Here is a 20269-nt window from a genome sequence, read left to right as displayed (position 1 = left end):
CACGGCAGCCCGTGATTACTTCAACAGAACAACGTCTTCGTACAACCGCGCTGGAAAATAATGGAGCACCTCATTGCCTAGCTGAACCACGTATCACCTCACTGAAGACTGTGCGTCGAACCGATGCCGTTGTGTGCGGTGCGGCACGCACCCGCGCCTCGCGCGGTGCGGCGCGCCATGACACCGCGACATCACGCCGATGCCGCCGCCGCGGCTTCGGCCTCGCGGATGAAGTAGCGCACCAGCGCCACCGCCACCGCCAGGAACAGGCCGAACACGAAGGCCAGCGCCAGGCCGAGCAGCTTCTTCGGCGAGCTCGGCTTGCCCGGCACATCGGCGCGGTCGACGATCGAAATGTTGTTGGTGCCCACGTTGCCGACCACGCCGATCTCCTTGTAGCGCTGCAGCAGCGCGTCGTAGAGCTGGCGGTTGGTATCGGCCTCGCGGCGCAGCATGGTGTAGCGGATGCTGCGGGTCTGCAGGTCCAGTTCGTCGTTCTTCAGGGCCGCGATGCGGTCGCTGAGCAGGGTCTCCTGCTGCCGCGCCGCCTCGTAGTCGTTCTTCAGCGCGCTGCGGATATTGGCGATCTCGTTGGCGATCTGCCGCTTGGTCTCGGCGATCTGGTTCTGCAGCCGCTGCATTTCCGGGTAGCCGGGCTGGAACGTGGCCAGCTTCTGCTGGTAGTCGGCGGTCAGCTTGGCCTGTTCGGTGCGCAGGCTCTGGATCAGCGGACTGCTGACCACCTGCGGCAGGCCCATGCCGTCGCCGATGCCGGCCTGGCGCCAGGCCGCCTCCGCCTTGATCCGCGCATCCTGCGCCGCGGCCAGGCGCACATTCAGCTCGCTCATGTTCTGCGTCGGCAGGGAAGGCTTGTCCTCGCCCATCGACACGATCTGTTCCTGGCTGGAATAGTCGACCGCGTTCTTCTCCGACTCCTCGACCTTGTCGCGCAGTTGCGCCAGGCGTTCGGACAGGTAACGCGCGGCGAACGAGGACGCCTGCAGGCGGCGCTCCTGGGTCGAGGCGATGAACATCTTGGCGTAGGTGTTGGCCACGCGCGTGGCCAGCACGCGATCGGGCGAATCGAAATTGATCCGCACCAGGCGCGAATCGCGGACCGGCTCGATGGTCAACGCATCCAACACCGGGCCGACCAGCGCATTCTCTGCCGCCGCGGCGCGCGCCTGCGGCGTCGGCGCCCGCCCGTCGCCGTTGTCCTGCAGCTTCTCCAAGGCTTCGTCGACCAGCGGCTTGAACGCCGCCGCCTCAGTCAGCTTGGCCTCGCGGATCACCTGCCGCGCCAGCGAACGGCTGCCGAGCAGCTCGTACTGGGTCTGGTAGAAGTCGCGATCCTGCGGCGATTCCACCGGCATCAGGTTGGCGACGTTGGCGACGTTGAGCGATTCGCGCTCGATCTGCAGCACGCTGGTGGCGCGGTACTTGGGCGTCATCAGCAGCATCGCCAGCAGCGCCAGCAGCACCACCGCAGCAGTGATGCCGACGATCAGCCAACGCTGGCGGTACAGCGCATTCCAGTAATCCAGCAGGCCGATGTCGGCCGGGCTCAGTGGCGCCGGCGCGGTGCGCGGACGCGGCGCGGAGGCGGGAGGCAAGGTGGAGGCGCTCATCGGTAGGCCCTCCAGACCATCACGAACGGGGTCAGTTGCACCACGGTACGCAGCAACACCAGCGCATCGGAGCGGTACACCACCACGATGTCGCCGCCGTAGATCGCCGGATCGGGCGCGGCGCCCTTCTGGATATCGCGCAGATCGAAACGGGCCAGCATCTTCTGCCCGCCGACGGTACGGAACACCACCACGTTGCCGCGGCTGGCCACGTCGCTGACGCCCTTGCCCAGCGACAACGCCTGCTGCAGGGTCAGCGCGGAGCCCTGGATGGGATAGATGCCCGGCTCGCTGACCGCGCCGGTAACCGTGACCCGATTGCCGGTGAACTCATCGACCAGCACCGACACCTGCGGATTCTGCAGATAGCCGTTGCGGTAACGATCGGCGATCTCCTTCTGCAGGGCGTTGACGCTGGAGCCGGCGGCCTTGACGTCACCGATCAGCGGCAGCGAGATGCGGCCCTCGTTGTCGACCCGCACCTGGCGCTCCAGATCGTCGACCTGGAACACCTTGACCGTGAGCAGGTCGCCCGGGCCGAGCAGGTATTCCGGCTTGCCCATGGACGCGGCAAGCGGATCGCCCGGCGGCAGGTCCGACCGCATCGCCGGCCCGCTGTTGCATGCCGACAGCAGCGCCAGGCAGAAAAGGGCCAGCGCCCAATGGAAGGTCACGGAAAGTTTACCCATGCGCGATGCTGATGCCCTCTGTCGATGGTTTTCGAAGCGCCGCACTCGTCCAGCCGGCCAGGGTTCCGTCCCGGCCGGGGATGATTACGGTGTCAATTCCTGCCTAGGACGAACGGCCCTGGCCAACAGCGAAGCTTCGTGTTGCAACGCACTATGGCACAGGCATCTGCCGTCACCAAGGCGTTACCCGACATTTTTTTGACGCAGTAACGGGAGGGTTCAACTACATGTCCGGCGATTCAGCGTAGCAAGGGCCAGTGAACGTTCCATCGACGTGGTGTTAACGTGACCAATGTCAATGCATTGACGCTGCATCGCTCCCAGTTCTCGCGGGGCTTTCCGATTCGGCTGGGCGACAACGCCGCGCTGAAATGGCGCACTCCCGCGCTTTTTGTCTACGGCATGTGCCCGCCGTCCCTCACGGCGTTACAGATCGCCCTGTGTGGCGACCCCGACACTCAGCCGGCATGCGCGCTGAACGCTCAGAAGGCACGTTCCCGGTGCCCGCCAGTCAGCCCCCGCGTCCAAACAAAAAGGCCCATGTCGTGGGCATGGGCCTTCGAAAGATGGTCGGGGTAGCCGGATTCGAACCGACGACCACTAGTCCCCCAGACTAGTGCGCTACCAGGCTGCGCTATACCCCGGTGTGTTGCGTCTCCGCCGTCATGGCGGGCCCGCCTTTCGGCGAGCTGGCGATTATAGCGGGTTTGCCGCGGCCATTCCTAGCGTCCGCTAGCGCCGCGGCGGCTCAGCGCCGCAGCAACTGCAGGACTTCTTCCAGCTCCTGCCGCACCTGCTTGATGATCTGGTTGCTCAGCGCCGATTCCTGGCGGGCACCCTCGCCGTCCAGGCGCACGCGTGCGCCGCCGATGGTATAGCCCTGTTCGTACAGCAGGCTGCGGATCTGCCGCACCATCAGCACGTCGTGGCGCTGGTAGTAGCGGCGGTTGCCGCGCCGCTTGACCGGTTCCAGGCTGGGGAACTCGGTCTCCCAGTAGCGCAGCACGTGCGGCTTGACGTCGCACAGCTCGCTGACCTCACCGATGGTGAAGTAGCGCTTGGCCGGAATCGGCGGAAGTTCGCGGTTACTGCCCGGGTCCAGCATATGCCTCCACTCGCTCCTTGAGCTTCTGTCCAGGACGGAAGGTCACCACCGTCCGCGCCGAAATCGGGATCTCTTCGCCGGTCTTGGGATTGCGGCCGGGCCGTTGGTTCTTACGGCGCAGGTCGAAGTTGCCGAAACCGGACAGCTTCACCTGACGCCCCTGCTCGAGCGCATCGCGCAGCACGTCGAAGAACGCATCGACGAATTCCTTGGCTTCGCGCTTGTTCAGCCCGACTTCGTCGAACAACCGCTCGGCCATTTCCGCTTTGGTCAACGCCATTGCCCTGCTATCCCCTGTCCTTCTCAACCACGCATCCGCGCGTCGTGTTCGCGCGCCAGCGCAGCCACGGCATCGGCGACCACCGCCTCCACGTCGCGGTCTGTCAGAGTGCGCGTGTTGTCCTGCAAAATCAAGCCCATAGCGAGACTCTTGCAACCCGCCTCGACCCCCGCGCCGACGTAGCGGTCGAACAGCACCACCTCGCGCAGCAAGGGGCCCACCGCCGCACGCACGCTGCGCGCCAGCGCCGCCCAGCTCACCGCGTCCGGCACCACGAAGGCCAGGTCGCGACGCACCGATGGGAACCGCGACAGCTCGGCGGCGCGCGGCAGGGCACGCGTGGCCAGCGGCGCTAGGTCCAGCTCGAACGCCAGCACGTCCACGTCGATCTGCATCGCCTGCAGCAGCCGCGGGTGCAGTTGGCCGATCCAGCCGATCCGCACGTCGTCGCGATAGACGTCGGCCGACCGGGTCGGATGCGCGAACGGGTGCGCCGACGGCCGGTAGTCCAGGCGCGCTCCGGACGCGGCGGCCAGGGCCTCCAGGTCGCCCTTGAGATCGTGGAAATCGACTTTGCGCGCCGGCAGGCCCCATTGCAGGGCGTCGGCATCGCCGCACACCGCCGCCGCCGCCCGCTGGGCCTCGGTCGGGGCCGCGCCGGCTTCCGCCGCGGCAGCGAACACCTTGCCCAGCTCGAACAGGCGCACGCGCCCGGCCTGGCGCGCGGCGTTGCGGCCCAGCGCGGCGACCAGCCCCGGCAGCAGCGACGGACGCATCACCGCCAGTTCGGCGCTGAGCGGATTGGCCAGGGCCACGCGCCCGTCGTGCAGGCCCCACTGGTCCAGCAGCGCGGCATCGACGAAGGCGTAGTTGATGGTTTCCAGCAGATCGCGCGCCAGCAACTGGCGGCGCACGCTGCGCTCGTCCAACTGGGTCTCGCTGTCCATGGCGATGCGCGTGGCGCCGCCGGGCAAGGTGGTCGGCAGGCGGTCGTAGCCGTGGATACGCGCCAGTTCCTCGATCAGGTCCTCTTCGATGGCGATGTCGAAGCGACGGCTGGGCGCGGTGACCTGCCAGCCATCGGCCGAGGCGACGACCTCCATGCCCAGCGCACGCAGGATGCGCTCGACGTCGGCATCGGCGATCTCGATGCCGAGCACGCGCAGGATACGCGCGCGGCGCAGCGCGATCGGTGCCGGCGCCGGCAGGAATTCCGGCAACGCGGCCTCGACCACCGGCCCGGCACGCCCGCCGGCCAGCTCCAGCACCAGCCGCGTGGCCAGTTCCAGCGCCTGCCGCGGCAATGCCGGGTCCACGCCGCGCTCGAAACGATGGCCTGCATCGGTATGCAGGCCGAGCTTGCGCCCACGGCCCATGATCGCCGCCGGGGCGAAATGCGCGGCCTCCAGGAACACGTGGCGGGTGGCCTCGGTGACGCGCGTCGCGTGGCCGCCCATCAGCCCGGCCAGCGCCACCGGCCGATCGGCGTCGGTGACCAGCAAGAAGGTCGGTTCCAGCGTGGCCTCGCGGCCATCGAGCAGGGTCAGGGTCTCGCCGGCACGGGCGTGGCGCACGCCGACCGGACCCTGCAAGGTGTCCAGGTCGAACGCATGCATCGGCTGACCCAGTTCCAGCATCACGTACTGGGTGATGTCCACCAGCAGCGACAGCGGACGCACGCCGCTGCGGCGCAGGCGCTCGGCCATCCACAACGGTGTCTTCGCCGCCGGATCCAGGTCCTCGACCACGCGGCCGCAGTAGCGCGGCGCGTCGGCGCCCGCGTCCAGCGCGACCGACAGCGTGCGCTCGCTGCTCACCGCCGCTGGCGTCACCGCCAGCGGCAACACGTCGCTGCCGCAGGCCGCTGCCACGTCGTAGGCGATGCCGCGCACGCCGAAGCAGTCGGCGCGGTTGGGGGTGAGCTTGATCTCGATGCTGGCATCGGGCAGCCCCAGGTACTCGGTCAGCGCCTGGCCGATCGGCGCATCGTCGGGCAGTTCGAACAGGCCGGACGCGTCGCTGTCCAGACCCAGCTCCTTGGCCGAGCACAGCATGCCGTTCGATTCGACCCCACGCAGCTTGGCCGGCTTGATCGCGAGGCCGCCGACCTGCGCGCCGACCAGCGCCAGCGGCGCGACCAGTCCCGCGCGCGCATTGGGCGCGCCGCAGACGATCTGCAGCAGCTCGCCCTGCCCGGCATCGACCCGGCACACCTGCAACCGGTCGGCCTCGGGATGCGGCGCGGCCTCGACGATCCGCGCCACCACCACCTGCTGCAGGCCGTCACCGAGCGGCACGACCTCCTCGACCTCCAGGCCGATGGCGGTCAGGGTCGCCGTGAGCTGCTCACGCGTGGCCTGGGTCGGAACGTGGCTGCGCAGCCAGTTTTCGCTGAATTTCATTGGGGAGCCGGGATTGGGGATTTGGGAGTGGGGATTCGCAGGAGCGGTTACGCGTGGGACCGGAAGATTGGAAGGGAACTCGCTTCAACGAATCCCCAATCCCCACTCCCAAATCCCCGCCCTCAAGCGAACTGCCGCAGGAACCGCACGTCGTTCTCGAAGAAGGCGCGCAGGTCGTTGACGCCGTAGCGCAGCATCGCGAAGCGCTCCACGCCCATGCCGAAGGCGAAGCCGGTGTAGCGCTCCGGGTCGATGCCGACGTTGCGCAGCACGTTCGGATGCACCATGCCGCAGCCGAGCACTTCCAGCCAGCGGGTGCTGCCGTCGGGCTGCTGCCAGGCGATGTCGACCTCGGCACCGGGTTCGACGAAGGGGAAGTAGCTGGGGCGGAAGCGCATCTGGAAATCGCGCTCGAAGAACGCGCGCACGAACTCGGCCAGGGTGCCCTTGAGGTCGGCGAAGGTCGCGTGCTCGTCGACCAGCAGGCCTTCGACCTGATGGAACATCGGCGAATGGGTCTGGTCGCTGTCGCTGCGGTAGACCTTGCCGGCGGCGATCATGCGCAGCGGTGGCGCATGCTCTCCCATGTAGCGCACCTGCACGCCCGAGGTGTGGGTGCGCAGCAGGCGGCCATCGCCGAAATAGAAGGTGTCGTGCATCGCCCGCGCCGGATGGTGCGGCGGGAAGTTCAGCGCCTCGAAGTTGTGCCAGTCGTCCTCGATCTCGGGGCCGTCGGACAGCTCGTAGCCCAGCCGCGCGAAGATCTCGGTGATGCGCTCCAGGGTGCGGGTGACCGGATGCAGCCCGCCGCGTTCGCCGCGCCGGCCCGGCAGGGTCACGTCGATGCGCTCCTCGGCCAGGCGTGCGTCCAGCGCCGCGGTTTCCAGCAGCGTGCGGCGCTCGGCCAGCGCGGCGGAGACCGTGTCGCGCGCGCGGTTGATCGCCTCGCCGGCCAGCTTGCGCTGCTCCGGCGCCAGCGCACCGAGCTGCTTGAGCTGGGCGGTGATGCTGCCGCTCTTGCCGAGCAGCGCGACCCGCAGTTGCTCCAGCGCCTCCGGACTCTGCGCCGCGGCGATGTCCGCCAGCGCCTGCCCGCTCAGGGAATCGATCTCACTCATTGCACTCGCGCCTCACTGCTCCGGCCGAACCCGTGGCCACCGTGTCCCGCCGATGCGGAACCTCACCTACCCGGCAGGCGCCCCGTTGCCGGGACGCCTAAAACGCAAAAAGGGGAAGGACTTGCGCCCTTCCCCTGCATGCCTGCGATGGCTCCCGCCGAACACCCGCACATGGACGCGCGGGTTCCTGCGGGATTCGCAAACTTATGCCGCCAGCGCGCCCTTGGCCTTCTCCGCCAGGGCGGCAAAGCCCTGCGCGTCGTGCACGGCGATGTCCGCCAGCACCTTGCGGTCGAGGGTGATGCCGGCCTTGAGCAGGCCGTTCATGAAACGGCTGTAGCTCATGCCGTTGATGCGGGCCGCCGCGTTGATGCGGGTGATCCACAGCGAACGGAAATTGCGCTTCTTCTGCTTGCGGCCGATGTAGGCGTACTGCTGCGCCTTGATCACCGCCTGCTTGGCGACGCGGAAGACCTTGCGACGGGCGTTGTAGTAGCCCTTGGCGAGGTTCAGAACTTTCTTGTGACGACGGCGCGCCTGGACGCCACGCTTGACTCGAGCCATGGTTCAGTCCTCAGAGGTAGGGAAGCATACGGTCCAGACGGCCTGCGTCCTCGGCACGGACGTGGTTCGTCTGCCGCAGGTTGCGCTTCCGCTTGGTCGCTTTCTTGGTGAGGATGTGGCTACGGTTGGCGTGGCCGGCCTTGTACTTGCCGGAGGCGGTCTTGCGGAAACGCTTGGCCGCCGCCCGGTTGGTCTTGATCTTGGGCATTGCAATGTCCTTGATGGTGTTTTGTCACTGGTCAGGGCGGTGGCTGCGCCACACTTTCCGTCCGTGCCCTTACCTGCTTGTAAGCCCTTGATCCATTGAGGATCCGGGCGGGTCCTGTTGCCGCGCGAACGGCAAACCCGGTGAACTGGGCCGCGCATTATGCCAGGGCTTGGAATGCCTTGCAAATCGGGCGCTTGCGCGCCGGGAATCGGGAATCGGGAATCGGGAATCGGGAAGGCTGTGCCGGACGCGGCCACGGCGCAAGCACGCGGCGGCGGGTGCCGCGGTCGGGACATGCGAAAGGCCCCAGCAAGGCGCCCGACGGTCGCGCCCGCACATGGCGGGACGCGATCCTGACCTACTGCGGTCAGCGCTTCTTCGGCGCGATCATCATCACCATCTGCCGGCCTTCCAGGCGCGGACGCGATTCGATGACGATATCCTCGCCCAGATCGGCTTCGATCCGCGCGGCCATTTCGCGACCGAGCTCCTGATGGCTCATCTCGCGACCGCGGAAGCGGATGTTGACCTTGACCTTGTCGCCTTCCTCGATGAAGCGGCGCATGTTGCGCAGCTTGATCTGGTAATCGCCTTCGTCCGTGACCGGACGGAACTTGATTTCCTTGATCTCGACCTGCTTGGTCTTCTTCTTGGCTTCGTTGGCCTTCTTCTGCTGCTCGAACTTGAACTTGCCGAAGTCCATGATCTTGCAGACCGGCGGATCGGCCTGCGGCTGGATCTCGACCAGATCCAGACCATCTTCCTCGGCCATCGCCAGCGCTTCGTCGCGGCTCAACACGCCGACCATCTCGCCGTCCGCGCCGATCACGCGCACGCGCGGCACGCGGATCTCTTGGTTCTTGCGGTTCTGTTTGTTGTCAGGGGTACTGATGTTGCAATCTCCCAGGGGAATCGGACTGGTGCGGACGGAGGCTCCGTCCGTACCAGGGTGGTGTCACGCCAACTGCTCGGCGCGCAGCCGTTCGGCGAAGGCGGCGACCGACATGGTGCCCAGATCCTCCCCCGATCGCATACGGACCGCAATCGCGCCGTTTTCCGTCTCGCGGTCACCTGCGACCAACAGGTACGGCACCCGCTGCAGCGTGTGTTCGCGAATCTTATAACCGATTTTTTCGTTCCGCAAATCGGCCTCGATGCGGAAGCCTTGATTTGCAAGGAGTTTCCGCACGCTGTCTACATAGTCTGCCTGCGCGTCGGTGATGTTCATGACCACGGCCTGCACCGGCGCCAGCCAGGCCGGGAACATGCCGGCATGGTGCTCGATCAGGATGCCGATGAAGCGCTCCATCGAGCCGACGATGGCCCGGTGCAGCATCACCGGATGCTTCTTCTGGCTGTGTTCGTCCACGTACTCGGCGCCGAGGCGGCCGGGCATCATGAAATCCACCTGCATGGTGCCGAGCTGCCAGGTGCGGCCGATCGCATCCTTCAGGTGGTACTCGATCTTCGGGCCGTAGAAGGCGCCCTCGCCCGGCAGTTCCTGCCACTCAACCCCGCAGGCGCCGAGCGCGGCGCGCAGCGCGGCCTCGGCCTTGTCCCAGGTGGCGTCGTCGCCGAGGCGCTTTTCCGGGCGCAAGGCGATCTTGATCTGGATATCGTCGAAGCCGAAGTCGCCGTACACCTTCAGCGCCTGCTGGTGGAAGGCGGTGACCTCGGCCTCGATCTGCTGCTCGGTGCAGAAGATGTGGCCGTCGTCCTGGGTGAAGCCGCGCACGCGCAGGATGCCGTGCAGCGCGCCGGACGGCTCGTTGCGATGGCACGCGCCGAACTCGCCGTAGCGGATCGGCAGGTCGCGGTAGCTGTGCAGGCCCTGGTTGAACACCTGCACGTGGCCCGGGCAGTTCATCGGCTTGACCGCGTAGGTGCGCTTCTCCGACTCGGTGAAGAACATGTTGTCCTGATAGTTGTCCCAGTGGCCGGACTTCTGCCACAGCGACACGTCCAGGATCTGCGGGCAGCGCACCTCGCCGTAGCCGCTGTCGCGGTAGACCTTGCGCATGTACTGCTCGACCACCTGCCAGATCGACCAACCCTTGGGATGCCAGAACACCAGGCCCGGGCCCTCTTCCTGCAGGTGGAACAGGTCCTGCTGCTTGCCGATCTTGCGGTGGTCGCGCTTGTCGGCTTCCTCCATGCGCAGGATGTAGGCCTCGAGCTGCTTCTTGTCGGCCCAGGCGGTGCCGTAGATGCGCTGCAGCTGTTCGTTCTTGGCGTCGCCGCGCCAGTAGGCGCCGGAGATGCGGGTCAGCTTGAAGGCCTTGAGGAAGCGCGTGTTCGGCACGTGCGGGCCGCGGCACATGTCCACGTATTCCTGGTGGTAGTACAGACCCATCGCGGTGACGTCGTCGGGCATGTCCTCGATCAGGCGCAGCTTGTAGTCCTCGCCGCGCTGCTTAAACAGTTCGATCACCTCGGCGCGCGGAGTGACCTTCTTGATCACGTCGTAGTCCTGCGCGATCAGTTCCTGCATGCGCTTCTCGATCGCCGCCATGTCCTCGGGGGTGAACGGGCGCTCGCTGTAGATGTCGTAGTAGAAGCCCTCGGCGATGACCGGGCCGATCACCATCTTGACCTCGGGATACAGCTGCTTGACCGCGTGACCGACCAGGTGCGCGCAGGAGTGGCGGATGATCTCCACACCCTCGGCGTCCTTGGCGGTGATCAGGCGCAGGCTGGCGTCGTGGTCGATGACATCGCAGGCGTCGACCAGGCGGCCGTCGACCTGGCCGGCGATGGTGGCCTTGGCCAGGCCGGGGCCGATGGACTGGGCCACGTCCATGGGGCTGACGGGGTGTTCGAATTCGCGGCGGCTGCCGTCGGGGAGCGTGATCGTGATCATGGGAGTCGGCGAAAAGGGAAACGGGGGGACGGCGTCCACGCCACCGTGGTGGCAGTCGTGGCGGGGCGCGGGACAGAAAGAAGGCGCCACCAGGGCGCCTGCTCGGACAGCCTTGGGCGGGAAATCAAGCGAGGGCGGTGGTAGTGCTCATGTCGCACGCTCGGCCGGCGTCGCCGCGGGCCACCCATGTCCGGATCTTGTGGTAGGGCAAGATGGTAAACCAATCTTTACCAAAACGGTAAATGCGTTTTTTACCAAATCGGTCATTCCTGATGCGCCTCCAAGGCCTACGCTGCGCCGCAGCAAGAGCTGCGGCGGGCGCCATGGCATGCTTCGCCGACGTTTTCTCCGCACCGGACGCGCCGCCATCAAAGGCAAGGCCACATCGCTGGACATCGCCTACCTGGCAGGCGTATCGCAACCCACGGTCTCGCGCGCGCTGCGCGGCAGCCCGGCGGTCAACGAGCAGACCCGGCGCAAGATCCTGGCGATCGCGCGCGAGCTGAACTACAAGGTCGACAAGCACGCCTCCAGCCTGCGCCTGCGCAATGCCGGCACCCTGGCGCTGCTGTTCTTCGAAGATCCGACCACGGACGACTCGCTGATCAACCCGTTCTTCCACTCGATGCTGGGATCGATCACCCGCGCGTGCGCCCGCCATGGCTACGACCTGCTGGTGTCGTTCCAGCAACTGTCGGACAACTGGCGCGCCGACTACGGCGACAGCCAGAAGGCCGACGGGTTGATCCTGCTCGGCTACGGCGACTATCTGCAGGCGCAGCAGCGGCTGCAGCACCTGGTCGACCAAGGCACCCATTTCGTGCGCTGGGGCGCGGTGCTGCCCGGGCAGCCCGGGGTGTCGATCGGCAGCGACAACTTTCAGGGCGGCCATGACATCACCGCGCACCTGCTGGCGCAGGGCCGCCGCCGCATCGCCTTCCTCGGCGACGCCTCCAACCATTACCCCGAGTTCCTGGAACGCTACCGCGGCCATCTGCAGGCGCTGCGCGCGGCCGGCGCCGAGGCCACGCCGGCGCTGCAGGTCGATGCGATCACCACCGAGCAGTCCGGCTACGAGGCCGCCCTGGCCTTGCTCGGCCGCGGCGAGCGCTTCGATGCGCTGTTCGCGGCCAGCGACCTGATCGCGATCGGCGCGCTCAAGGCCTTGCGCGAGCAGGGCCTGCGCGTGCCCGAGGACGTGGCCCTGGCCGGCTTCGACGACATCCCGGTGGCCGCCAGCGTCGATCCGGCGCTGTCGACGGTACAGCAGGACACCAAACTGGCCGGGGCGGTGCTGGTGGACACCTTGCTGGCGCAGATCGCCGGGCAGCCGGTGAGCAGCCGCACCCTGCCAGTGACGCTGGCGCTGCGCGGCTCCTCGCTGCGCAGCTGACGGGGCCGGACTGCGTCACGGCAGCACAACCGCCTGTCGGCAGCCCTAGACCTCAGAGAGCCGACGCAGGCACGCACGCACCACGCTCAGGGCGCCGGTGCCACCCCGTCCTTGGCCGCCATCAGCCAGCGCAGCCGTGCACGCAGGTCTGGCCGCACGATCGGCGCATCGGACAGGAACACGCGCACGCCGTGCGCCGGCACATCGGCGCGCAGCGCATCGCTCACCTCGATGGCGCTGCCGTCGAAGCCGTCGTGCCAGGTGCCGGGCTGCAGGTAGCGGCGCACCTCCAGCGTGCGTGGCACATCGCTCTTGTTGAGCAGCACCAGCGCGGTCTGGGTGCTGCCCGCGTGTTGGAACACCCGGTAGAACACCGCCTCGTCGCCGGACAACTGCAGGTTCAGCTGCAGGCCGCGCTGCAGCGCCGGACTGCGTTGGCGCAGCGTGGCGATGCGCCGCAGCGGTGCGAAGATCGGGCTGCTCGGCGCAGCATTCACCCGCTCCTGGCCGAAGTAGTTGCGGTTGCCGGCGTGTTCGGCGCGGCCGCGCATGAAGCCGGTTTCCGAGCCGTAGTAGATCACCGGGATACCGCGCGCGGTGAACAGCCAGTTGTGCGCGTCGATGAAGCCGGCGTCGCTGGCGTCCAGCCGCGCCATGTCGTGGTTGTCGTAGAAGGTCATCAGCTCGTACGGATTGGCGTACGGGCCGCGCTCCAGGTACAGCGCCGGCTGCAGCGTCTCGTAGCCGCGCTGGGCGTGGCCGAACGTCGACGCCAGCGCCTGCTTGAGCGGGAAATCCAGCACGCTGACGCCGGCGTTGCTGGCCCAGGTGTGGCCGGCGATCTTGCGCGCGTTGTAGTCGAAGTCCTCGCCGAACATGAACATGCCCGGGCGCTGCGCGCGGATGCGGCGCACGAATTCGTGCCAGAAGCTGTCGGGCATCCAGCCGATGGTGTCGATGCGGAACGCATCGGCGCCCTGCCCCAGCCATTGCGAATAGGCGCCGACCAGGTACTCCATCACCGCCGGATTGCGCTCGTTGAAGTCGGACAGCTGTGCCAGGTTGCCGCCGGTGTTGTAGAACGCGTGCAGCGGGTTGTGCGCCGGGTCCAGCTTGGAGGGCGGCAGGTTCTGGTGGTCGGCGATGAGCTTGCCGTCGCGGTCGAACACTTGGCCGAACATCGGCTGCCGCTTGGGCATGGTCCAGGCCGGCGAGCCGTGATTGCCGACGATGTCCAGCACCACCTTCAGCTGCTGCGCGTGCATGGACTGGGTGAAGCCGGCGAAATCCAGCCCTGGGCTCGGCAGATGCTCGTCGAGCTTGTAGAAGTTGACGCCCCAGTAGCCGTGGTAGCCGGTCTTGCCGCGGTCGCTCAGTGAGCTGCCCCAGGTGATCGGCTTGCCGCCGGTGAAGGCCTCGTCCGGGTTGTCGACGATCGGCGTGATCCACACCGCGCCGAAGCCCAGGTCGCGGATGTAGCCGGCGTTGTCGACCACGCCCTTGAAGTCGCCGCCGAGGTAGCCGATGTTGTCGCTCTCGCCCGGCGGCGCCGGGATCGGGATGTCGAAGGTGCGATGCGCGCCGCCCTGGTCACGATGATCGTTGCCCGGGTCGCCGTTGACGAAGCGGTCGGTGACCACGAAGTACACCGCCTCGCTGGCGAACGGCTCCAGCGTGCCGTAGAACTCCTCCTGCGCCGGCGCCTGGGCCTGCGCCGACCCAGCACAGGCACCGAGCAGGGCCAGCGCCAACAGCGACATCCGATCGATCATGCGTTCGCTCCCGAATCCGACGGCACCCACAGCACGCATAGCGCGGCGACCAGCAGGCTGCCGCCGCCGATCGCCAGCGCATACAGCGGCCGGCCGCCAAGCCAGTGCGTCAGCACGAAGCCGAGCGAGCTGACCGCGACCAACTGCGGGATCACGATGAAGAAATTGAAGATGCCCATGTACACGCCCATCTTCGCCGCCGGCACGCTGTCCGACAGCAAGGCGTAAGGCAGCGACAGGATCGAGGCCCAGGCGAAGCCCACCCCGACCATCGACAGCAGCAGCCATTGCGGATCGCGGATCCACAGGAACGACAGTAGGCCAGCCGCGCCCAGGCACAGGTTGAGCAGGTGGCTCACGCGCAGCCCGCAGGCGCGCACCAGCAGCGGGATCGCGATCGCCGCCAGTGCAGCGAAGCCGTTGTAGGCGGCGAACAGCACGCCGACCCAGTTGGCGCCCTCGTTGTACGCGGCCGAGGTGACGTCCTGGGTGCCGTAGTGGGTCTGGGTCACCGCGGCGGTGGTATTGATCCACATCACGAACAACGCGAACCACGAGAAGAACTGCACCCCAGCCAGGCGCCGCATCGCCCGCGGCATGGTCTGCAGATCGCACACGATCGCCGCCAGCATATGCCCGCGGCGCAGGCGCGGCGCCACGCCCTGCAGCATGCCGTAGCCGATGCATAGCCCGGCCAGCAAATACAGCATGCGGTCGCCGCCACTGAAGGCGATCGCCGCCGCCCCGGCAATGCCCACCGCGCACCACAGCGCGGCGGCACCATCGACACGACGCGGCTGCGCGGCGGTGACGGCCGGCGTGGCGTCGTCGAAGCCGTGCAGATCCTCGGGCGGATACTCGCGGGTGCGCAGCACGGTCCAGCCGATGGACAGGAACAGCACCGCGCCGCCGAGATAGAACGCGTAGCGCACCGTCGCCGGCACCTCGCCGGGTCCCGCGGTGTTGCTCACCCCCCAGTGCGCCAGCAGCCACGGCAGCATGCTCGCCACCACCGCACCGACGCCGATGAAGAAGCTCTGCATGGCGTAGCCAGTGGCGCGCTGGCGCGTCGGCAACTGGTCGCCGACGAAGGCACGGAACGGCTCCATCGAGATGTTGATCGAGGCATCCAGCACCCACAGCGTCCCGGCCGCCACCCACAGCGCCGGCGAGTTCGGCATCACCAGCAATGCCAGCGTGGTGAACAGCGCGCCGACCATGAAGTACGGCCGGCGCCGCCCAAAACGGTTCCAGGTGCGGTCGGACAGGTAGCCGACGATGGGCTGCACGATCAGGCCGGTCAGCGGTGCGGCGATCCACAGCCCCGGCACCTGCTCCATGTCCGCGCCCAGGGTCTGGAAGATGCGGCTGGCGTTGGCGTTCTGCAGCGCGAAGCCGAACTGGATGCCCAGGAAGCCGAAGCACATGTTCCAGATCTGCCAGAACGACAGCGCCGGCTTGGCGCGTGGCACGGCGCTCATGGGCGCTCCTCGATCGAGCCGGCCGGCGCGATCAGCAGCGCGGCGACGTCGGCGGCATTGCCCACGCCATCGGCGCCGCCCTGCCCGCCGGTATAGCGCGCGAAGTGTTGCAGTGCGCTCATGTTCGCCGCCGGCAGCAATCGCGCGACGCAACGTTGCCCCGCCTGCAGCGCGAACACCGCCGCCGTGGAGGTCTGCTCGCCGACGCTGTGCGGCATCACCAGCGGCTGCGACTGCGGCAACGCCGCACCGCACTGCACCTGCAGGCGCTTCACCGCCGCGGTGACGCCGGTATTGATCGGGCCATGCGCATTGACGTAGCGCAGGCTCAGCCGGTACATGCCGTCGTGCGGCGCCGTCCAGGCCCAGTCATCGGCGCCGTCCACGCGCGCCACGTCGCCGACGCAGACGGTGGGGCTATGCAACGACTCCCAACGCGCGCCCTGCCGGGTCAGGCTCAGGCATTGCACGCGCTCGGCCAGCGGCAACAGCGCGCGGTCAGCGCTTCCGGGTCGCGCCTGCCCATCGACGTACAGCACCGTGTCCGCATCCGCCTGCACACGCCAGCCCTGCGCCTCGCGCCGCACCTGCGGCGCCGGCGGTGCCAGCGGTGCGAAGGCGTCCGCGGCCGTGAGCATTTCCAGGGGCGCACTGCCGCTGTGGTGCGGCACCAGATCGACGGTGGTCACGCCGTCCTGGCTGTGGGTCTTGCCAGCAACCAGCAGATCGCCCTGCAGTTGCGCCGGACGCCGCAGCACGATGCGCCGGTCCTGCAGTTGCAATGCGATCTCCTGGCGCTCGCCGAACAGCAGCGGCACCAGGCTGGTCGGCAGCTTGGGTAGCACGCGGCCGTCGTCCTCCACGCCGAACACGCCCTCGATCACCATCGCCAGGTAGCCGGCGACCGACCACAGCTGCCGCGGCGAATTGACCACCGGGCCGCTGAGCGGGCCGTCGTCGACTTGCACGGCCTGGCTCAGGAACTCGTAGTTCTCCATGTTCGAGCCGGCCAGCGCGGCACCGCGCAGCAGCGAGCGCACTTCCAGATCGATGCGCGCACTGTCGTCGGTCTGCCGCGCCGCACGCAGCGCATAGGCGCTGACGAACGGCCAGATCGCCCGATTGTGGTAGATCGGCACGTCGCGCTGCTGCGGCCATACCACCGGGCTGCCCGCCTCCACCGCCGGATAGCGCGCCAGCGCCTGGCGCGCGCGCTCGGCAGGCAACACGTCGGCCAGCACCGCCAGCGACAGGCCCAGCAGATCGTAGCTTTCGTAGCGCACCGGATGCTCGGCGGTGCCGATGTAGCCGACATAGGTGCCGCGGTCCTCGCGCCAGAAACGCTGCGCGATCGCCTGGCGCAGCGCATCGGCCCAGCCAGCGTAGCGCGCGGCCGCCTGCGTGTCGCCCTGCGCACGGGCCAGGCGCTCGCCCAGGCGCAGCGCCTGGTAGTGCAGCACGTTGGTGGAGAGCGCGAAGGAACTGGCGATGAAGCCGACATCCTCGCGAGTCCAGGCCGGATAGGTCTGCTCGCGCCAATCCAGGAACGAGGTCTCGCCGCGGTACAGGCCGATGCGCGGGTCGAACGCGAATGCGCGATCCTGCGCCAGCGTGGCGGTGAGTGCGGCGCGTGTGTCGGCGGCGAAGCCTGGGTCGTCCAGCAGGTGGCGCGCGGCCAGGAACCACACCACGCGGTCGCTGCTCACCGGCCAGCTGCCGCCCGACCCGGTGTCCTGGGCCACGAACAGCCCCGGCAGCGCGTCGGCGCCGCGCATCGGCGACAGCTTGAAGCGCAGCGAGCGGCGCGTGCGCTCCGGATCCAGCCGCGCCAGGGCCAGGTCGGCGGCGTAGCTGACATCGCGGGTCCACACGTACGGCCAGCGCTCGCCGGTCTGGTAGCAATCGCACGGCAACGGTTTGCCGTGATCGAACGCCGGGTCGCGGATCGCCTGCACCTGGTCGTCGCGCAGTTCCTGCTGCGCCAGCGCGAACAGCGCATCGAACAGCGGGCTGTCGGTCTCGCTGCGCAGCGGCTGCGCCGGCACGGTATGCGTGCCCGACGCCGCGCGCAGCACGAAGCCGCCGTCGGCGCTGGCCTCGGCCTGCGCGGTCTGGCCGCGCCATTGCAATGACGTCTGTCCAGCAGACGCCGACGCCGCAGCACCCAAGGTGGCGGCCAAGCAGATCATCTTCAGCATCGAAGCGGCAGACCGGCTCGCACCGATCGACCTCCCTCCCTCTTTGCCTGCATGGTGGAAGCGCAGGCCGGCATGTCGGCGCTGCGGTCGCCGCCTCCGCATCGCGGGGCGCTGTGGACATGGTAGACGGACGGCACTGTGGCGCGTACAGGTGCATACGTATTCATCGCATGCGCCACGGCGGCCCCGGACCGCGTCGCTATAGTCGATGCGCTGCCACGGTCGCCCTGGGAGGGGATATGCCGCTGTTTGATGTCTTGTCGCGCCTGCGTCTGCCGTCGTTGCTGGCGAGCGTGTTGTGGTGCGTTGCGCCATGCCTGCACGCCGCTCCGCAGATGGTGGCAAGTGTGGACTCGCCGGGCAAGATCCTGCGCGTGTCCGTGCAACTGGACGACGGCCGCCCCAGCTATCGCGTGCTGCGCCTGGGCGAGCCGGTGATCGGCGAATCGCGGCTCGGCTTCCAGTTGCGCGACCGCAGCCTGGATCGCGACCTGACGCTGCTCGACCAGCGCAGCCGCAGCGTCGACGAGACCTGGGAACAGCCATGGGGCGAGCGCCGCTACGTGCGCAACCACTACAACGAGCTGCGCGTGGACCTGGGCGAGCGCGGCGGCCGTCAGCGTCGCTTCGCCGTGGTATTTCGCGTCTACGACGACGGGCTCGGCTTCCGCTACAGCTTTCCGCAACAAGCCGGCATGCAGGAGGCCGTCATCGACGAAGAGCTCACCGAGTTCGACATCGTCCCCGAGGCGACCGCCTGGTGGATTCCCGCTGGCGCCCCCATCCACTACGAGTACCTGTACCGGCGCACGCCGTTGCGCGAAGTGCCGCTGGCGCACACGCCGTTCATCCTGCGCAGCCAGGACGGCCTGCACCTGGCCATCCACGAAGCCGCCCTGGTCGATTACGCCGGGATGTGGCTGCGCCGGGGCGAAGGCCAGCGCCTGCACGCGCAACTGTCGCCGTCGGCGGAAGGCGGAAAGGTGCGTCGTTCCCTGCCCTTTGACACGCCGTGGCGCACGCTGCAGATCAGCGACACCGCCGGCGGCCTGGTCGATTCCAACCTGATCCTCAACCTCAACGAGCCCAATGCGCTGGGCGACGTGAGCTGGGTGCACCCGGCCAAGTACGTCGGCGTGTGGTGGTCGATGCACCTAAACCAGGAAACCTGGGCGCGCGGCCCCAAGCATGCCGCCACTACCGCCAACACCCGCCGCTACATCGACTTCGCCGCGGCGCACGGCTTCCGTGGCGTGCTGGTCGAAGGCTGGAACCCCGGCTGGGACGGCAACTGGGTCGGCAATGGAAACGACTTCGACTTCACCCGCGCCACCGCGGACTTCGACATCCAAGCCCTGAGTGCCTACGCGGCGAAGAAAGGTGTGCACCTGATCGGCCACCACGAGACCGGCTGCGCGGTGGAGCACTATGAAGACCAGCTCGATGCGGCCCTGGATCTGTACGCGCGGCTGGGCGTGGACACCTTCAAGACCGGCTACGTCTGCGACGACGGCCAGGTGGACCGGCGTAATCCGGCCGGCGGCCCGCTGTGGCGCGAATGGCACGACGGCCAGTTCATGGCCCGCCACCATCTGAAGGTGGTGCAGGAAGCGGCCAAGCGCCACCTGTCGGTCAACGCCCACGAGCCGATCAAGGACACCGGCCTGCGCCGCACCTACCCGAACTGGCTCTCGCGCGAGGGTGCGCGCGGCATGGAGTACAACGCCTGGGGCGAGCCGCCGAACCCGCCGGAGCACGAAGTGAACCTGGTGTTCACGCGGATGCTGGCCGGGCCGATGGACTACACCCCCGGCATCCTCAGCCTCAAGGGCCGCGGCGGACGCGCGATTCCCAGCACGCTGGCGCGGCAACTGGCGCTGTACGTGACCTTGTACAGCCCGATCCAGATGGCGGCCGACCTGCCCGAACACTATCTGCAGCACCGCGACGCCTTCCGCTTCATCGAGGACGTGGCAGTGGACTGGGACGACAGCCGCGTGCTCGACGGCGAGATCGGCGAGTACGTGACCATCGTGCGCAAGGACCGCCACAGCCGCGACTGGTTCCTCGGCAGCATCACCGACGCGCACGGCCGCGTGCTGCCGATCGCGCTGGGCTTCCTCGAACCGGGCGTACGCTACCGCGCCGAGATCTACCGCGACGGCGACGCCGCCGACTACCAGCACAATCCGTTCGACTTCGTGCGCGAACAGCGCGAGGTCACCAGCCGCGATCAGCTGCAGCTGAAGCTGGCCCCCGGTGGCGGCCAGGCGATCCGCTTCGTCCCGCTGGACCCGGCGCCGGCCGCCGCTGGCTCGGCTGCATCGCGCTAACGCGGCACTGTTCCGCCGGCAGCACCGGCGGCGGAGGCGCTCGGTATCTGGTCACTGACCTCGCGTATCCGCCGCCGCGCCAGCGTGCGTGAAGGCGGCACCGCTGCGCACGGCATCGGCACTGTCTCGGCCAGGGACTGCGCCACGCCTCGGCAGCGCGACCAGGAACGCGCAGACCTATGCGCAACCACATCGCCGCAGCCCGTAGCGCCGAGCGTTCGTGACGGACAAGCTCGGC

Annotated in this window: 14 protein-coding genes, 1 tRNA gene and 1 pseudogene; 2 read left to right on the top strand and 14 right to left on the bottom strand. The window is 68.0% G+C overall.

Going from position 1 to position 20269, the window contains the following annotated elements; translation table 11 throughout:
• Positions 1-191 precede the first annotated feature (191 nt).
• The 11 genes from ACP93_RS06435 to thrS all read right to left on the bottom strand — a co-directional run bounded on the left by ACP93_RS06435 (position 192) and on the right by thrS (position 10854).
• On the bottom strand, positions 192-1628 hold the full coding sequence (locus tag ACP93_RS06435; protein ID WP_048489933.1) for a GumC family protein: 1437 nt from the start codon (positions 1626-1628) through the stop codon (positions 192-194).
• On the bottom strand, positions 1625-2317 hold the full coding sequence (locus ACP93_RS06430; protein ID WP_048489932.1) for a polysaccharide biosynthesis/export family protein: 693 nt from the start codon (positions 2315-2317) through the stop codon (positions 1625-1627). Before ACP93_RS06430 ends, ACP93_RS06435 begins: the two co-directional genes overlap by 4 nt.
• A gap of 567 nt (positions 2318-2884) precedes the next feature.
• Positions 2885-2961, bottom strand: a tRNA-Pro gene (locus ACP93_RS06425).
• A 104-nt stretch (positions 2962-3065) separates the two neighbouring features.
• On the bottom strand, positions 3066-3422 hold the full coding sequence (locus ACP93_RS06420) for a MerR family transcriptional regulator (protein WP_048489931.1): 357 nt from the start codon (positions 3420-3422) through the stop codon (positions 3066-3068).
• Positions 3403-3702, bottom strand: coding sequence for an integration host factor subunit alpha (locus ACP93_RS06415; RefSeq protein ID WP_003466661.1), 300 nt, complete (start codon positions 3700-3702; stop codon positions 3403-3405). The genes ACP93_RS06420 and ACP93_RS06415 overlap by 20 nt, the downstream gene beginning before the upstream one ends.
• A 23-nt stretch (positions 3703-3725) precedes the next feature.
• Complete coding sequence (gene pheT, locus ACP93_RS06410) at positions 3726-6104, bottom strand: phenylalanine--tRNA ligase subunit beta (protein WP_048489930.1); 2379 nt, start codon at positions 6102-6104, stop codon at positions 3726-3728.
• A gap of 122 nt (positions 6105-6226) precedes the next feature.
• Positions 6227-7222: a phenylalanine--tRNA ligase subunit alpha gene (gene pheS, locus ACP93_RS06405; protein ID WP_048489929.1), complete on the bottom strand. Its 996-nt coding sequence runs from the start codon at positions 7220-7222 to the stop codon at positions 6227-6229.
• Between the two features lie 204 nt (positions 7223-7426).
• Complete coding sequence (gene rplT / locus ACP93_RS06400) at positions 7427-7786, bottom strand: 50S ribosomal protein L20 (protein WP_010342859.1); 360 nt, start codon at positions 7784-7786, stop codon at positions 7427-7429.
• Between the two features lie 10 nt (positions 7787-7796).
• Positions 7797-7994, bottom strand: coding sequence for a 50S ribosomal protein L35 (gene rpmI, locus ACP93_RS06395; protein ID WP_010342861.1), 198 nt, complete (start codon positions 7992-7994; stop codon positions 7797-7799).
• Positions 7995-8361: 367 nt separating this feature from the next.
• Positions 8362-8886 (bottom strand): translation initiation factor IF-3, encoded by a 525-nt coding sequence (gene infC, locus ACP93_RS06390; RefSeq protein WP_316685644.1) that lies wholly within the window; start codon positions 8884-8886, stop codon positions 8362-8364.
• 63 nt (positions 8887-8949) lie between these two features.
• Positions 8950-10854, bottom strand: a complete 1905-nt coding sequence (gene thrS, locus ACP93_RS06385; RefSeq protein ID WP_048489928.1) for a threonine--tRNA ligase — start codon at positions 10852-10854, stop codon at positions 8950-8952.
• Between the two features lie 323 nt (positions 10855-11177).
• On the opposite strand from thrS, the pseudogene ACP93_RS06380 reads away from it, so the two are divergent.
• Positions 11178-12318, top strand: a pseudogene (locus ACP93_RS06380) (LacI family DNA-binding transcriptional regulator); the annotation flags it as partial.
• Between the two features lie 15 nt (positions 12319-12333).
• Here the strand turns inward: ACP93_RS06380 and ACP93_RS06375 are convergent.
• The 3 genes from ACP93_RS06375 to ACP93_RS06365 are packed head-to-tail and all read right to left on the bottom strand — an operon-like array spanning position 12334 to position 17698.
• Entirely contained in the window at positions 12334-14007 is a 1674-nt protein-coding gene (locus ACP93_RS06375; RefSeq protein WP_204243650.1) for an alpha-amylase family glycosyl hydrolase, read from the bottom strand.
• Between the two features lie 8 nt (positions 14008-14015).
• On the bottom strand, positions 14016-15500 hold the full coding sequence (locus ACP93_RS06370; RefSeq protein WP_048489925.1) for an MFS transporter: 1485 nt from the start codon (positions 15498-15500) through the stop codon (positions 14016-14018).
• The gene (locus ACP93_RS06365) at positions 15497-17698 is read right to left on the bottom strand and encodes an alpha-L-rhamnosidase-related protein (protein WP_048489924.1); all 2202 of its coding nucleotides are present in this window, start codon (positions 17696-17698) and stop codon (positions 15497-15499) included. Before ACP93_RS06365 ends, ACP93_RS06370 begins: the two co-directional genes overlap by 4 nt.
• Positions 17699-18033: 335 nt before the next feature.
• Between ACP93_RS06365 and ACP93_RS06360 the strand changes: the two genes are divergently transcribed.
• Positions 18034-20031: a glycoside hydrolase family 97 protein gene (locus ACP93_RS06360; RefSeq protein WP_228135970.1), complete on the top strand. Its 1998-nt coding sequence runs from the start codon at positions 18034-18036 to the stop codon at positions 20029-20031.
• Positions 20032-20269: the final 238 nt, after the last annotated feature.

The organism is Xanthomonas sp. NCPPB 1128 (genome assembly GCF_001043115.1).
Taxonomy (GTDB): Bacteria; Pseudomonadota; Gammaproteobacteria; order Xanthomonadales; family Xanthomonadaceae; genus Xanthomonas_A.
This window is presented reverse-complemented; position numbering and strand designations above follow the sequence as displayed.